Source organism: Pseudomonas sp. S3_E10, from assembly GCF_054667615.1.
The window spans coordinates 4,446,755-4,462,288 of the sequence record NZ_CP162743.1; the positions used below are offsets into that span (position 1 = coordinate 4,446,755).

12 protein-coding genes are annotated in these 15,534 nt (G+C 60.0%); 4 read left to right on the forward strand and 8 right to left on the reverse strand.

Going from position 1 to position 15,534, the window contains the following annotated elements; translation table 11 throughout:
- Positions 1–34: 34 nt before the first annotated feature.
- From AB4N98_RS20435 to AB4N98_RS20450, 4 genes are all read right to left on the reverse strand, one after another.
- Positions 35–1,315 (reverse strand): OmpP1/FadL family transporter, encoded by a 1,281-nt coding sequence (locus AB4N98_RS20435; RefSeq protein WP_065878092.1) that lies wholly within the window; start codon positions 1,313–1,315, stop codon positions 35–37.
- A gap of 146 nt (positions 1,316–1,461) precedes the next feature.
- Positions 1,462–1,944, reverse strand: coding sequence for a hypothetical protein (locus tag AB4N98_RS20440; protein ID WP_065878090.1), 483 nt, complete (start codon positions 1,942–1,944; stop codon positions 1,462–1,464).
- 278 nt (positions 1,945–2,222) lie between these two features.
- On the reverse strand, positions 2,223–2,447 hold the full coding sequence (locus tag AB4N98_RS20445; protein ID WP_007898912.1) for a hypothetical protein: 225 nt from the start codon (positions 2,445–2,447) through the stop codon (positions 2,223–2,225).
- A gap of 441 nt (positions 2,448–2,888) precedes the next feature.
- The gene (locus AB4N98_RS20450) at positions 2,889–3,194 is read right to left on the reverse strand and encodes a hypothetical protein (protein ID WP_017527585.1); all 306 of its coding nucleotides are present in this window, start codon (positions 3,192–3,194) and stop codon (positions 2,889–2,891) included.
- Between the two features lie 457 nt (positions 3,195–3,651).
- Between AB4N98_RS20450 and AB4N98_RS20455 the strand changes: the two genes are divergently transcribed.
- Together AB4N98_RS20455 and AB4N98_RS20460 are read left to right on the forward strand one after the other, a co-directional pair.
- On the forward strand, positions 3,652–3,975 hold the full coding sequence (locus AB4N98_RS20455; RefSeq protein WP_065878088.1) for an SEL1-like repeat protein: 324 nt from the start codon (positions 3,652–3,654) through the stop codon (positions 3,973–3,975).
- 175 nt (positions 3,976–4,150) lie between these two features.
- The gene (locus AB4N98_RS20460) at positions 4,151–5,515 is read left to right on the forward strand and encodes a DNA recombination protein RmuC (RefSeq protein ID WP_175404203.1); all 1,365 of its coding nucleotides are present in this window, start codon (positions 4,151–4,153) and stop codon (positions 5,513–5,515) included.
- A gap of 110 nt (positions 5,516–5,625) precedes the next feature.
- On the opposite strand, the gene AB4N98_RS20465 is transcribed toward AB4N98_RS20460, so the two are convergent.
- The 3 genes from AB4N98_RS20465 to AB4N98_RS20475 form a co-directional block, all read right to left on the reverse strand.
- Positions 5,626–9,096, reverse strand: coding sequence for a hybrid sensor histidine kinase/response regulator (locus tag AB4N98_RS20465; protein ID WP_017527588.1), 3,471 nt, complete (start codon positions 9,094–9,096; stop codon positions 5,626–5,628).
- A 114-nt stretch (positions 9,097–9,210) separates the two neighbouring features.
- Positions 9,211–9,594: a YbaN family protein gene (locus AB4N98_RS20470; protein WP_026067239.1), complete on the reverse strand. Its 384-nt coding sequence runs from the start codon at positions 9,592–9,594 to the stop codon at positions 9,211–9,213.
- A 20-nt stretch (positions 9,595–9,614) separates the two neighbouring features.
- Entirely contained in the window at positions 9,615–10,202 is a 588-nt protein-coding gene (locus AB4N98_RS20475) for a UPF0149 family protein (RefSeq protein WP_065878086.1), read from the reverse strand.
- A 277-nt stretch (positions 10,203–10,479) separates the two neighbouring features.
- Here AB4N98_RS20475 and recQ point away from each other — a divergent pair, with 277 nt between their 5' ends.
- Positions 10,480–12,606 carry a DNA helicase RecQ gene (gene recQ / locus AB4N98_RS20480; RefSeq protein WP_017527591.1) on the forward strand — a complete coding sequence of 709 codons (2,127 nt, stop codon included), beginning with the start codon at positions 10,480–10,482 and terminating at the stop codon, positions 12,604–12,606.
- 121 nt (positions 12,607–12,727) lie between these two features.
- Entirely contained in the window at positions 12,728–13,162 is a 435-nt protein-coding gene (locus AB4N98_RS20485) for a MarR family transcriptional regulator (protein ID WP_017527592.1), read from the forward strand.
- Between the two features lie 109 nt (positions 13,163–13,271).
- On the opposite strand, the gene AB4N98_RS20490 is transcribed toward AB4N98_RS20485, so the two are convergent.
- Positions 13,272–15,461: a patatin-like phospholipase family protein gene (locus AB4N98_RS20490; RefSeq protein WP_460148885.1), complete on the reverse strand. Its 2,190-nt coding sequence runs from the start codon at positions 15,459–15,461 to the stop codon at positions 13,272–13,274.
- Positions 15,462–15,534 lie beyond the last annotated feature (73 nt).

The following is a 15,534-nucleotide window of genomic DNA, read 5'->3' on the forward strand; positions in this document are numbered from 1 at the left end:
GCAGGAGAGCGGGGCTTTTTTACACCACTGTGAATCAGAAGCGGTAGGTCATGCCCAGGCCGAAGCCGTTGGCGCTGTTTTCATACTTGGCGTTGTAGCTGGCCAGTTGGTTGGAGCGCGTGACCTTGACGTCTTCTTCCTTCAGGTAGGAGTAGGCGACGTCGATGGTCATGTTCGGCATGACCTCGTAGCCCAGGCCCAGGCTGAAGATGGTGCGGTCGCCGGTAGGAATGCGTGGCGAACGATCAGTGTTGTTGGTTGGCGACTGGTCGAATGTCAGGCCGGTACGCAGCACGACCTGTTTGGTCAACTGGTACGAAGTACCCACGGCGTAAGCCCAGGTATCGTGCCAGTTCTGATCTTCCTTGATGGTGCCGACCAGACTAGGCGCGAGCGCGCCGCCGCTGGCACCGCCAACGACACCTTCGTTCTTGACGGTGATGTCTTTCAGGCGGCTCCAGCGGGTCCAGGTGGCGCCTGCGTAGAGTTTCCAGGCGTCGGTCAGGTCTTGAGTCACCGAAAGGTCATAGGACTCAGGCGTGTCGATTTTCAGAGACGCGTCATAACGGTTGCTGCGCAAGAGGCCGGACGTTGCAGCGGGCGCGCTGACTTCGGTGTGACCGTCCAGCTTGTAGCTGACCTTGGAGTGATAGGTCAGGCCCACGCGAGTGGTGTCGGTGGCTTGCACCAGTACGCCGACGTTGAAGCCGAGCGCCGTGTCGTCGCCCTTGATCTTGATATTGGTGTCGGGTAACGCTTGGTTGAACGACAGATCCGATTCCAGCGTGCCGGAGATGCGGTTGATGGTCGGGCCAAAACCAACGGAAACGCGATCATTGAAGGCGTAGCTGACGGTCGGTTGAAAAGTCATGACTTTAACTTCGCTGTTGCTGCCGAAACTGCGGCCCTGGAAGTTTTTTTCGTAATCGGTCACCAGGCCGAACGGCGCATAGACGCCGAAGCCGACAGCCCACTGATCATTGAGTTTATTGGTGTAGAAACCGAAAGGAACCGCAGTGAAAGGCACCATGTCGCCTTTGTTGCTGCCACGCGAACGGCCGCTGGTATCGCTGATATTGGTGGAGGCGTCAATCGCCGCGACACCACCGGTAATCTGCTGGCCATTGAGGCGGGCCATACCGGCAGGGTTACCGTAGACAGTGCTTGCATCATCGGCAGAAGAAGAGCGACCTGCGAAACCCGTACCCATCCCGCTGACGCTCTGTTCGTTCAGTGCGAAACCGCTCGCGAACAGTTGGGAGGATGCCATGGCAACGGCGAGGCTAAGTGTGGTCTTGAGCATTACTTTTTTCATTATTAGAACTCCGGGGTGATCACCGCTGCGGAAAGTAACAATAAAATTAACATCGCGCTATAGGCTGTAATGTAGGAGATAGAGCGGTTTTGTAGGACAATCCGACCAAAATTCAGCGTTTTTGGCGAATCTTGCAAATTGCCCGGTCAGCAAACCACGTGATTCAAGGGTGAAACACAGGTTTTCCAGGTTTGGCTGAAATCACGCAGCCTTCCTTGCGGATGAAATATTTCTTTCCAGATACGCGCCATGGCTAAAACATCACCGGGTGGTGGCAGGGCGGGGCTGTGTTGTTCCACCAGGAGCCAGGCGATGGCCGTGGCGTAACGCAGGTTTACCGTGAGTTCCAGCTGGGGGGCGCTGAGAAAGGCATGTTGACTGGCCAGCCCGCGCACCAGGCTGGCACGTTCTGGATCGAGCGCCAGGTAGGTGTCCCACAAGGCGCGATGCCGGGGTTCGGTGATGCTGTACAGGCCGTGGCCGCGCCGGTCGTGCAGTGCCGAGCCCAGTTCCGACTGGCTGGCCGCAATGCCCAGCAGCAGAGCCTCGGCCGTCGGGCTCTGCCGGCCGAGGTACGACAATGTCGGTCGGATCACATAACAACACAATTCACTGGCTGCGATACCCATACATACCTCAATCCGTGAAAGTGGTTGGCGAGGCCTGAGAGGGGGGCTTGGCAGCAGTGAATCGGATCTCAGGCTCGCCGGAAGCGGATCACGCCGCTTGAGTTGAAGTGTAGTGTCATATTCATGATGTAAAGGACTGTTTTTAAAACATCTTCGTTATTCAGTTATAACGTTTATATCTATTTGAACTTAGTGCAAAAGCTCAATACGTAAATATCAGGCAATAAAAAACCCTGTGTTTTAAACAGGGTTTTTTGGGTTTCAGCAACTCGGGTCGATCAGGCAACCAGTGCCTGACGGGTACGCTCGATCACGGCCTGCAGCGGTTCTGCGCTGGAGTATTGATCGGGGTACAGGCGTTCGCTGTGACGAGCGATACCGTGTTCGTTGACCAGGGTAAAACTGAAGCAGCCTTTGCGAGCGGCCATGATCAGGCAGTTCATCGGGGCAAAAGCATTGGTGAGGGTGCGAATGGCATCCTGAGTATGGATTTGAGTGGACATATTATTGGTGTTCCTACAAATGACACGGATAAGAACCGTGCAACGTTAAAACGTTCCAGTAACGTTGATCACCATTGATCAAACGAAGAACCCGACTGGAACAAAGCAGCCAGTTTAAAGCGCTGTTAATGGGCGCGCTTGGGCTGGCAGGTAGGTACTTAGGAGGGCAGGCATCACAACAGGGGCAAAGGTTCTGGGCCCGAGGTGAAGATCCTGATCAATTTGCAGGTTGGTTCGGTCAGAGTATGAAAACTTCGCGCCACCCTTTGCTTATTCAAAGGCAGTGTCGTCGCAAGTGATACCTGGAAACCATCGAGGTGGTCGATCCCGTGTTGTTCAGGGGAGTTATTCGACCAGAATTGACTTTCAGCTTGGTACTAACGCCGCGGATAGTAACGGATTGATACAGGGAAAGGAAGCGCACTGACCAAAAAACTTCAATCAGCCCCCCAACACGCCGCGATAGACCAGCACCGTGACGGCCGCGGCTAGTGAACAGCCCAGTGCGTAAGCGGCCAGGGTCAGGCGCAGGGATTGGCCGGTCTCGACCACCTTCATCACATCGCCCATGTCATTGATGCGGCCTTCACCCAGTTCGATACACAGGCTCACGGCTGTGAAAGCGGCCGACAGCAAGATTGCAATGGCAAACAAGGCCCCGTCCGGCGACGGCAGTGCGGCGTTGATCCCCAGGGAAGTGGCGCAAATCACCAGCAATAACCCGGCGAATATCAGAATTCCTTTCATCGCGCCTCCCACCGTTGCGCTGTCGGTCGGGCAGTGTGGCGAGCCTTTGAGGGTTTGAAAAGTGCCTGTTATGTCCTGCCGGTAACATTTTTGAGGCTGGCAGCTCCAAAAAAAGCCGGTGATATAACCATCGGGTGGGTACTTGTGCACATTAGTTGCGGCGTGTGTAGCCAGGCTGTCAAGGGTAAGGCAGGGTCGCCATTTGCCTGTAATGGAAATTTAAGTCAATGAAAAATCTGGCTTTTTTTAATTGGTGAAAAAATCGTCAGTTTGACTGCGAGGCCCGCTCCATGGGCGTTTGCGCGAGTTAGAGGGAGGTTGTCCACTGAGTTATCCACAGCTTCTGTGGATTGTCCCAAGCGCTTGCTCTAGGACGGGCGTGCACGGTTTTTTCAGCTTTACCTGTACGAAAAAAAGAGTAGAGTTGCGCGCCTTCCGTTCTGTCCCACAGTGCTTTATGAAGTTTCGCTCAGTATCACCTTCTGTTACCGACGCCCCGCAAGCTGTTACCGCACCCAGGCGCTTCTCCTTGAAAGTCGCCCTGTGGTTGCTCGACAGCCCGCGCCTGGGCCACAGCACCAACGTCAAGCACTTTGCCGGGCGCTTGCTCAAGCAGTCGGCCCGTGAAGGCGTAGTCGCCGCGCAAAGCCGCCTGGGCCAATTGATGTGCCGTGAGTGCGGCAACGCGCGCGACCGCCGCATTGGCCATGAGCTGCTGCGTTCAGCTGCGCGCGCCGGTGACCGCCGCGCCCAACGTGAACTGGGTCAGGTCGAAGACTGAGCTGTCCTCCCGCTCTATGCTTGGTTAACCTTGCTCTTTTTCGGTGATGGCAGAGATGGCTATGGCTTTTGACTGGACCAGTATTGCCTTGGGCCTGGCGGGTGCCGCAGTGCCTTTATTGGCGGTGTGCTGGCAGCTTCAACGGCGGCTGACTGCGCGCACCACCGGCTGGGAATTGCTGGAAGAACGCCTGGCCACGGCGCAATTGGCCCAGGAAGGCCTCGCTGCGCAGTTGGATGCCAGCCGCGATGAAATCAGCGACCTGAGCCACGCCAATGCCGCCAAGCAAGCCGACCTGGCCGCGCTGCGCCGCGAAGTCGAGTTGCTCCACATCGACCGCGACAACGCACGCGACGCCGCCCACGCCTGGAGCCTCGACCGCAGCGCCAAGGAAACCGAATTGCGGCGCCTCGATGCGTTGTCGGCCGCCCTGCGCGCCGAACTGCGCGAGCAACAGGAAAGCCAGCAACAGCGCCTCAATGACCTGCAAGGTTCGCGGGATGAACTGCGTGCACAGTTCGCCGAGCTGGCCGGCAAGATCTTCGATGAGCGTGAACAGCGCTTTGCGCAAACCAGCCAGGAACGCCTCGGGCAGTTGCTCGACCCGCTGAAGGAGCGCATTCAGTCCTTCGAAAAACGCGTGGAAGAGAGCTACCAGAACGAAGCGCGCGAGCGTTTTTCCCTGGCCAAGGAGCTTGAGCGCCTACAGCAATTGAACCTGCGTCTGTCGGATGAAGCCACCAACCTGACCCGCGCGCTCAAGGGCCAGAAAACCCAGGGCAACTGGGGTGAACTGATCCTAGAGCGGGTGCTGGAACATGCAGGTCTTGAGAAGGGTCGCGAGTACCAGACCCAGGTCAGCCTCAAGGGGCCGGATGGTGAGCGCTTCCAACCGGATGTGCTGATCATGTTGCCCGGCGACAAGCAGGTGGTGGTGGATTCCAAGGTCAGCCTGACGGCCTATCAACAATACGTCGCCGCCGATGATGAACTGATCGGCCAGGCGGCGTTGAAACAGCATGTGCTGTCATTGCGTAATCACGTCAAAGGTTTGGCCGGCAAGGACTACAAGCGCCTGGAAGGCTTGCACAGCCTGGATTTCGTGTTGTTGTTCGTGCCGATCGAAGCGGCGTTTTCCGCCGCGTTGCAGGCTGAGCCGAACCTGTTTCAGGAAGCCTTCGACCGCCACATCGTGATCGTCAGCCCCACCACCTTGCTGGCCACCTTGCGGGTGATCGACAGCCTGTGGAAGCAGGAACGCCAAAGCCAGAACGCCCGTGAAATCGCCGAGCGCGCCGGCTGGCTGTATGACAAGTTTGTGCTGTTTATCGAAGACCTGGATGAGGTGGGCAACCGTCTGCTGCAGTTGGACAAGGCTTACAGCGCTGCGAGAAACAAGCTGACGGATGGACGTGGAAATCTGGTCAGCCGCACCGAGCAATTAAAATTGCTCGGCGCCCGCGCCAGTAAAAGCCTGTCGGCAGATTTGCTGGAACGGGCCATGACCGACTCAGACGGCGTGGCACACCTTCCCGAGTAAACGCAGTGCTAAATGTGGGGGCTTGCTCCCGATAGCGCAGTGCCAGTCGGTATTTATTGACTGGCATCCCGCTGGCGGAGCAAGCCGCTCCCACAGGTTGATCTGCTTGCCTACAGCGGTAAGTGCCGGCTGATCAACGCCCGCAACGCCGCCGGCTTCACCGGTTTGGCCAGGTAGTCCAGCCCCGCTGCATGCACTTCGGCGACCATCTCGGGGCGGCCGTCGGCACTGATGACCACGCCGGGAATCGGCTCCGCCAATTGCGCGCGCAGCCAGCCCATCAATTCGGTGCCGGTCTCGCCGTGGTCCAGGTGGTAATCCACCAGCGCCAGTTGTGGCCGCACACCCTCTGCCAGCAACGCCGCGCACTGCGCCTGGTCGGTGGCGGTCCACACTTCGCAACCCCAGCGTGTCAGCAAACTGCGCATGCCGATCAGGATGCTCTCCTCGTTATCCACGCACAGTACTTGCGCGCCGCTCAGTGGCAGGCCATTTTCCTGCGGGGCCTTGACCGGTGCAGCGGTTTGGTTGCGCGCCAATGGCACGCGCACGCTGAACACGCTGCCTTGGCCCGGCCATGAGCGCACGCTGAGGCGATGGCCCAGCACGCGACATAGGCCATCGGCAATCGCCAGGCCCAGGCCCAGGCCTTTTTCAGCGCGAGTCTGATGGCTGTCCAGGCGCTTGAACTCTTCGAAGATCACCTTCTGTTTGTCCTGCGGAATACCGGGGCCACGATCCCAGACTTCCAGGCACAGTTCGCCCTTGCGTCGACGTACGCCAAGCAGCACCGGGCCGTCGGCATAGCGGAAGGCGTTGGTCAGGAAATTCTGCAAAATCCGCCGTAGCAGCTTGATGTCACTGTCGACGCGCAAACGGCTGCCGCGCAAGCGAAAGCGCAGGCCTTGTTCGTGGGCGAGCGCCTTGAATTCGGCACCCAGGGTGTCGAACAGCTCGTTGAGGACAAAGGGCTGACGTTGCGGGTTGATCTTGCCGTTTTCCAGTCGTGAGATATCCAGCAAGTCACTGATCAGGTCTTCGGCGGAGCGCAGCGAACTGTCCAGGTGCTGCACCAGTTGCCGGGCTTCGCTGGACAGCCCGTCGTTCTGGTGGGAGAGGGCGGCGGAGAATAGGCGTGCGGCGTTCAACGGCTGCATCAAGTCATGGCTGACGGCCGCGAGGAAGCGTGTCTTCGACTGGCTGGCGGATTCGGCCACGCCTTTGGCATCGGTCAGCGCCACATTGAGCTGCGACAGTTCATGGGTACGCTCGGTCACCCGTTGTTCAAGGCCTTCGTTGGCCTCGGTGAGGGCCTGTTCGGCTTCGCGGAACGCGGTGATGTCGGTGAAACTCATGACAAAACCGCCGCCCGGCATTGGGTTGCCGATCAGCTCGATCACTCGCCCATTGGGGAACAAGCGCTCAGAGGTATGCGCGCGGCCCTGGCGCATCCAGTGCAGGCGTCGCGCCACATGCACTTCGGCCTCGCCGGGGCCACACAGGCCGCGCTCGGCGTTGTAGCGGATGATATCGGCAATCGGTCGGCCCACGCTGATCAAACCGTCCGGGTAATTGAACAGCTCCAGGTAGCGCCGGTTCCAGGCCACCAGCTTGAGGGACTGGTCCACCACACTGATGCCCTGGGTGATGTTCTCGATGGCGCCTTGTAACAGTGCGCGGTTGAATTGCAGCACTTCAGACGCTTCGTCGGCAATGCGTACCACGTCCTCCAGCTGCATTTCCCGCCCTTCAATCGCAGCTTTTACTACGGCGCGTGTCGAAGAAGCGCCGAGTACACCGGCCAGCAGGCGCTCGGTGTGAGCAATCCAGTCGTTGTCGGCATTCTGGTTGGGGTTGAAGCCTTTGCCCTGGCGGTAAGCGAAGCGGATAAAGCTCTGTTGGGCGCGTTCTTCACCGACAAAGCGCGCCGCCAGGCTGAGCAGGTCGCTGATCTGTACCGACAACATCGAGCGGGCGCTGGCACGCTGGCTGATTTCCTGGCCGATGAAACGCCCGGCTTGCCAGTGTTCGGAGACCCGCGTGCGCGACAACATCGACACCCACACAAATAAGGTGAAATTCCCCGCCAGGGAAAACACCGTGCCCAGTGTAAGAGAGGTCACCGACAAGCCGAGCGGGTGTGAATGCATCCACGTCAGGCCAGGGAAAAGGCTGAGTGACCAACCCAGGCTTTTCGCCGTTACCGGTAGGACCAAGGTGTAGAACCACAGGAACGTACCTGCCGCCAACCCGGCAAACACGCCCCGTCGGTTAGCCTGCTTCCAGTACAGCGCGCCGAGCATGGCGGGGGCGAGCTGCGTCACGGCGGCAAACGCGATCTGGCCGATGGTGGCCAGGCTCGCGGTAGACCCCAGCAAGCGGTAGCTGACATACGCCAGCAACAGAATGATCACGATGCTGACCCGGCGTACCGAGAGCATCCAGTGGCGGAACACTTCGAATGGCCGCTCGGCGCTGGAGCGGCGCAACAGCCATGGCAGCAGCATGTCGTTGGAGACCATGGTCGACAAGGCGATGCTGGCCACAATCACCATGCCCGTGGCTGCCGAGGCGCCGCCGATAAAGGCCAGCACGGCGAGTGCCGGGTGAGCTTCGGCCATGGGCAGGCTGATCACGTAGGAGTCCGGCAATACCGACGTGGGCAACATCATTTTGCCGCCGAGGGCGATGGGTACCACAAACAGCGCGGCGAGGATCAGGTAGGCAGGGAAGACCCATTTGGCCAGGCGCAGATCCTGAGGGTCGATGTTCTCCACCACCGTCACGTGGAACTGGCGCGGCAGGCAAATGATCGCCATCATCGCCACGCCGGTCTGTACCACCATCGACGGCCAGTTGATGGTTTCTTTCCAGTACTCTTCCAGCCGTGGTGCGAGCATCGCCTGGCTGAACAGGTCGCCGAAACCGTCGTACAGGCCGTAGGTCACGAACGCGCCGACGGCAAGAAAAGCCAGCAGCTTGACCAGAGATTCAAATGCAATCGCCAACACCATGCCACGGTGGTGTTCGGTGGCGTCGAGGTTGCGCGTACCAAACACAATGGTGAACAACGCCAGCACCAGCGACACGATCAATGCCGTGTCCTGGGCGCGGGTGCCGGTGGTGTCGGCACCCGCGCCAATCAACAGGTTCACCCCCAGCACGATGCCTTTGAGTTGCAGGGCGATATAAGGCAATACGCCGACGAGGCAGATCAGTGCGACCACGACCGCCAGGGCTTGGGATTTACCGTAGCGCGCGGCGATAAAGTCGGCGATTGAGGTGATGTTTTCCTGCTTGCTGATCAGGATCATCTTCTGCAGAACCCAGGGCGCTAACACCAGCAGCAGCACCGGCCCCAGGTATATCGGTAAGAACGCCCACAACTGTTCGGCGGCCTGGCCTACAGCGCCGAAGAAAGTCCAACTGGTGCAGTAAACCGCCAGCGACAGGCTGTACACCCAGGCGCGCACACGCGGCGGCAAGGGCGCGTGGCGACGGTCACCGTAGAAGGCGATGGCAAACATAATGGCCATATAGGCCAGGGCAACGGCGGCAATCAGCCCGCTGGACAGCGTCATGGTAACTCCGAGCACAAGAACGCCCGGGCATTCCAGGCCCGGTTGGACAGTCTCGCATGATGCTTGGGGTTAGTCAGTGTCGACCATGGTCTGAGCGCGACGTGATGTCGCGGCCTATCGAGGCGGCAGGGTTTTCTGGCGCAGGATGTAGACAGTCACCAGCACGGCACTGGTCAGCATGAACCCACGTGCCCACGGCAGCGGCACCAGGTAGCAGGAGAGGCCGATACTCAGCCACATCAGGCCGATGGCGTAGACCTTGCCCTTGAGCGGGATGCCGTTGCCCTCCAAATAGTCACGGATCCAGGGGCCCAGGCGTGGGTGTTCGACCAGCCACTGGTAGAAGCGCGGTGAGCTTCGAGCGAAGCAGGCGGCAGCGAGCAGGAGGAAGGGCGTGGTCGGCAGCACCGGGAGGAAAATGCCGATCACTCCCAGCGCAACGCTCAACCAGCCGATGGCCAGCAGTGCGTAACGCAGGAGCAGCGAGCGGTTGCCCATGGGTGTCACGGGCAAGCGACTCAGTGGTGACGAGGCTTGAGGATCGCCGGTTTTTCGTCAGGCGCGTTGCACAGCAGGTACAGCGCGGTCAGGGCTTCCGGGATCTGGACGATCATGTCGTCCATCAGGTTGGCATCGCTGGCGATGTCGGCGAATTCCGGCTGGTCGTCGAACAGGCCCGAACCGACCATGATCGGCAGGAGCATTTCGCTGACTTCTTCCTCGGCGGTTTCGAACCAGGCGGCTTCGCGCAGGAACACGCCTTCCATGAAACCGATGCACCAGCCGCGCAGGTCGGAGTCATCCGGGTCTTCACCCAGGTCCAGCTCGCATGGCAGCTCGAATTCCTCGTCGGAGGCCAGTTGACGACCGATGTGGGCCTTGAGGGCGAGCAGGGTGGCTTCGATTTCTTCGCGCTGGGCGTCGTTGGCGTAATGCGGCTCTTCGGCGAACAGTGCGTCGATCCATTCACGATCAGGCACTTCTTCGGCGCAGATCGACAGGGCGGTCAGGTAGCCGTGGGCGGCCACATAGTCCAGCGCCTCGTCATGCAGCTCATCGGCGTCGAGGAAGGCTTGCAGGCGGGTTAGTTGCTCAGCGAAGGACATTGAAGGACTACCTTGGGAATAAACGATGCTGAATTCTAGGCGTTCTTGCGCGCCCAAGCCAGTCGCCATGCAGATTTGCCAGGTTTTAGAGACGGGCTGCAATTCGTCAGTGGTGCCCTTCGGTGGATGACGCTCGGGTATACTGCCGCGTTTTGTGATGCCCTTACAGGTTAGGCGCCAGTCCGCGAAAACTTCGCTTACGGATTATTTCCCGTAAAGCCGTATTTTTTCGGCCAGCCTGTACAGAGGGTTTTCGGGACTATTTTTGGAGTTTTACATGCTCGAGCAGGCTCAACGCGTCCTCAAGGACATCTTCGGCTACGACAGTTTTCGTGGCCGCCAGGGTGCGATCATTGAGCGCGTGGCCAGTGGTGGAGACGCCCTGGTATTGATGCCTACCGGCGGCGGCAAATCCTTGTGCTTCCAGGTGCCGGCCTTGCTGCGCAATGGGTTGGCCGTGGTGGTGTCGCCGTTGATCGCGTTGATGGACGATCAGGTCGCTACCCTGGAAGAACTCGGCGTCGCGGCTGCGTCCTTGAACTCCACCCTCAGCGCCGAGCAGCAGCGCGATCTGGCTGCGCGCATCAAGCGTGGCGAAGTGAAAATGCTGTACCTGGCCCCTGAGCGCCTGGTGCAGCCGCGCATGCTGGCCTTTTTGCAAAGCCTGGAAATCGCCTTGTTCGCCATCGATGAAGCGCACTGCGTCTCGCAGTGGGGCCACGATTTCCGTCGCGAATACCTGCAACTGGGTCAGTTGGCCGAACTGTTCCCCGATGTGCCGCGTATCGCCCTGACCGCCACTGCCGACAAGCGCACCCGCGAAGAAATCGTCGAGCGCCTGCACCTGCAGAATGCCGAGCGTTTCCTGTCGAGCTTCGACCGTCCGAATATCTTCTACCGCATTGTGCCCAAGGAGCAGCCGCGCAAGCAGTTGCTGGCGTTCCTCTCCGAACGGCGCAGCGATGCGGGCATCGTTTATTGCCTGTCGCGCAAGAAGGTCGACGAAGTGGCCGCGTTCCTCTGCGAGCAGGGCTACCCGGCACTGCCGTACCACGCAGGGTTGCCGAATGAAACGCGCTCTGCGCACCAGAAGCGCTTCCTTAACGAGGAAGGCCTGATCATGGTGGCCACCATCGCGTTCGGCATGGGTATCGACAAATCCAACGTACGTTTCGTGGCTCATATGGACCTTCCCAAGTCCCTTGAGGCGTACTACCAGGAAACCGGTCGTGCCGGCCGTGATGGCCTGCCGGCGGATGCCTGGATGGTCTACGGCCTGCAAGACGTGGTGATGCTCAAGCAGATGTTGCAGAACTCCGAAGGCGACGAACGCCACAAGCGACTGGAGCAGCACAAGCTCGACGCCATGCTCTCCCTGTGTGAAGAGACCCGCTGCCGGCGCCAGACCTTGCTGGCGTACTTCGACGAAGACATGCCACAGCCGTGTGGCCACTGCGATAACTGCATGGACGGCGTGCAGACCTGGGACGCCACTGAGCCTGCGCGTCAGGCCTTGTCCACGATCTATCGCACCGGCCAGCGTTATGGCGTGGGGCATCTGGTGGATGTACTGCTGGGCAAGGACAACGAAAAGGTGCGCAGCTTCGGTCACGAAAAGCTGTCGGTCTATGGGGTCGGCAAGGCCCGCGCCGAAGGTGAGTGGCGTTCGCTGTTCCGGCAGATGGTCGCGCGCGGCCTGGTGGACATCGACATTGAGGGCTATGGCGGCCTGCGCCTGAACGACAGTTGCCGGCCGCTGCTCAAGGGCGAGGTGAGCCTGGAGCTGCGCCGCGACCTCAAGCCGCAGACCACGGCCAAGAGCAGCACCAGCCAGGCCAGCCAGTTGGTGCGCTTGGAGGAACGCGAACAGTGGGAAGCCCTGCGTACCCTTCGACGCAAACTGGCGCAGGAACACAGCGTGCCGCCTTACGTTATTTTCCCCGACTCCACCTTGCTGGAGATGCTGCGCGAGCAGCCGACCACGATGGCGCAAATGGGGCGGGTCAGTGGTGTGGGGGCGCGCAAGCTTGAGCGCTACGGCCAGGCGTTCCTCGAAGTGCTCGGCGGCCAGGCCGAAGCGCCGAAGGAAATCGCGGATATTCGCCACGAGCTGATCAGCCTGGCACGTGCCGGCATGACGCCGATCCAGATCGCCGGCCAGTTGCAATGCTCGGAAAAGAACGTCTACACCTTGCTGGCCGAAGCCATCGGCAAACAACAGCTGTCGCTGGAGCAGGCGCTTGATTTGCCGGAAGATTTGCTCGGCGAGATCCAGGACGCGTTTCTTGATGGCGAGGGCGAACTGCCACCGGTGGCCGAGATCGCGCCGCTGTTTTCAGGGCGCGTTCCAGACGGTGTGTTGTACTGCGTGCGGGCCGCTTTGCAGTCTGAATTCGAAATTTAGTGTGCCAATTACGACAATGTAACGAATCAGTACATAGCGACTCTTGCCTACGGGCATGGCGCATGCTTAGCTGACTAATAATTAGCCACAATTTGTTTTTAGTCTAAATCATGAGTTTTTTATGCCGTTAACCGATCAACACCGTTTTGGCATGCAGCTGGCGCAAATGTCCCGAGGTTGGCGCGCTGAGCTGGACCGCCGTTTGGCGGGGCTGGGTTTGTCCCAGGCGCGCTGGCTGGTGCTGTTGCACCTGGCCCGTTTCGAAGAAGCACCGACACAGCGTGAGCTGGCGCAAAGCGTCGGTGTAGAAGGGCCGACCCTGGCCCGTTTGCTCGACAGCCTCGAAGGCCAAGGCCTGGTGCAACGCCAGGCCGTGGTGGAAGACCGTCGCGCCAAACGCATCCTGCTGTGTGACACCGCCCGGCCGTTGATCGAGCAGATTGAAACCATTGCCACCGCTTTGCGCCACGAGCTCTTTGTGGGCGTGGACGAGGCGGATCTGCGCGTGTGCATGCGCGTGCATGGGCACATCCTGGCGAATCTGGAAAAGTCCTGACCTGAACGCTGATGTATGCCGGCCGGACTTGTTGTGGTGAGCGGGCCCGCTCACCTCATTAAGTCCCGCTCATCACCACCCCCCCCACACATTTGATTTGCGTAGGGCTCTAGAACGTCTGCCCGAGGTTCAGGTACACCGCCTTCTGATTATCATCATTGAAGCCATAGCTGAAATTCAGCGGCCCCAGCGGTGTATCAAACCCCAGGAAAATACTCGCGGCGTTGATATAACCGCTATCGAATTCATTGTCGTTGTTCCACGCCCGACCGCGTTCCAGCGACGCGCCGAGGTACAGCGGGAAATCCAGCGGCAGGTACGAACGCGGCGTCAGCCGGCGGTAGTACACCGCGCGCATCAGGCTGATGTTCTGCCCTGAAATCGCATCCTGGCGAAAGCCCGACAATTGCCGCGCACCGCCCAGCAGGAAGCTGGAAATCACCACGTCCGAATCATCCAGGGTGCGCCCGTAGCGACCGCCCAGCACCAACGTGTCCGGGCCGTGGCTCATGGCTTTGTCGAGCTTGAATTCCCACTGCCGGTAACGCTGGTCCGAGCCCAGGCCGGGCTCGAACTCACGGAAGGCCAGGCCAATGTCCTCGCCGGTGTGCGGGAAGTACACGTTGTCCAGGGAGTCGAAGGAATACTTCAACTCATAGAAACCCTCGTTGAAGCTCAAACTCGGTAGGTCGCGGTCGCCAATGCGCACATCGGCTTTGCCCCAGGCCTCGCCGACGCCGAAGCGGATCTCGCCGCTGTTGCCGATCTGGCGCCCCACGTTCAAACCGAAACCATAGCGTTCCAGGCGGTATTCGGAGATGGGGTCGTTGTCCAGGATCAACTCGACGTTCTGCGCCTGGGCGCTGAGATAGGGCGCGATAAAGTAGCGTGAACCGGCGTCCATCGGTTGGTAGAACTCGCTGTACAGTTCTTGCCGATCACCGATCTGCACGCGCGTCAGCCATTCGGCGCCGAGGCGGTTGATGCCATTGATGCGGTAGCTGGCGCCGAGGTTGAAGGCGCCGTCGCCGCGCATGTCGTCCGACAGGTTCAAGCCCAGGCGCAGGTAATCGGTGCCGCTGCGTTTGCCGCGTGCGCTGATGACCAGCGTATTGTCCTGGCCTTTTTTCACGACGCGGTATTGCACCTGATCGAAGTAGTCCAGGCCATACAGGGTGCCCATGTCGGTTTGCAAACGGCCGAGGTTCAGCGGTTCACCCAGCGGTTGACGGATGTAGTAGCGGATCACGTCGTCGCTGACTTTCGAGTCGTTCTCCAGCTTGATTGCAGTGATCACCGGGGTGCGTTCGCCCGGTGTACGCGCGGCCACCAGTGTGGGGTCGATGGGTTCGGCGGGGCGCAAGTGGGCCAGGCGCAAGTCCAGGGCGCGGGTGGCACGGTAGCCGGCGTCGATCATGTCTTTGGCGCGGCCGAAGTCGGTCACGCCATAGGCGGCCAGGGGCGGCTGGATCAGCACGTCCTTGGGGTTCAGCGCCTTGAGCTGCTCTTCGGAATTGCGCCGGGTCATCAGGGTAATGGACTGGTTGAGCACGTCCACCACCGTTGCCAGTTGTTTGCGCGAGCGCAGCGGGGTGCCGATATCGACGACGATGGCGATATCGACCCCCATCTCCCGTGCCACATCCAGGGGGATGTTGTCGGTCATGCCGCCATCCACCAGCAGGCGGCCGTCCAGCTCCACCGGGGCGAACACCGCCGGGATCGACATGCTGGCGCGGATTACCTGGGGCAGGTGGCCCTTGCTGAACACCACCTTTTCGCCGGTGGTGATATCGGTGGCCACGGCGCGGAAGGGGATCGGCAGCTTGTCGAAATTACGCGTGTTGCTGCTGTGGGCGAACATGCTTTCCAGCAGCAGCGCCAGGTTCTGGCCCTGGATCACTCCGAGCGGCAGGCCGAGGCTGCCGTCATCACGAAAGCTCAGCTTTTGCTTGACCAGGAAATCACGATCGTCCTGCTTGCGCCGAAACGGCACGTCTTCGCGCGGCGGCGCATCGGACAAGGCCTGCTGCCAGTCGATACTCAGCGCGAGTTTTTCCAGCTCATCGATCTTGTAGCCCGAGGCGTACAGCCCGCCGATCACCGCGCCCATGCTGGTGCCGGCGATGGCGTCGATGTGGATACCTTGTTCCTCCAGCGCCTTGAGCACACCGATATGCGCCAGCCCACGGGCGGCGCCACCAGACAGCACCAGGCCGATTTTAGGGCGTGGGGCTTCGACGGCATCGGCAAACAGAGGGATGAGGCACAGAAACAGGTAGGGCAACAGGCGGCGCATCGTGAATCTCGAGGCTGGGCGATAAAGGCCGCTATTATAGCCGCCTGACCCTCATCCCTCGTTACGCCAGGAA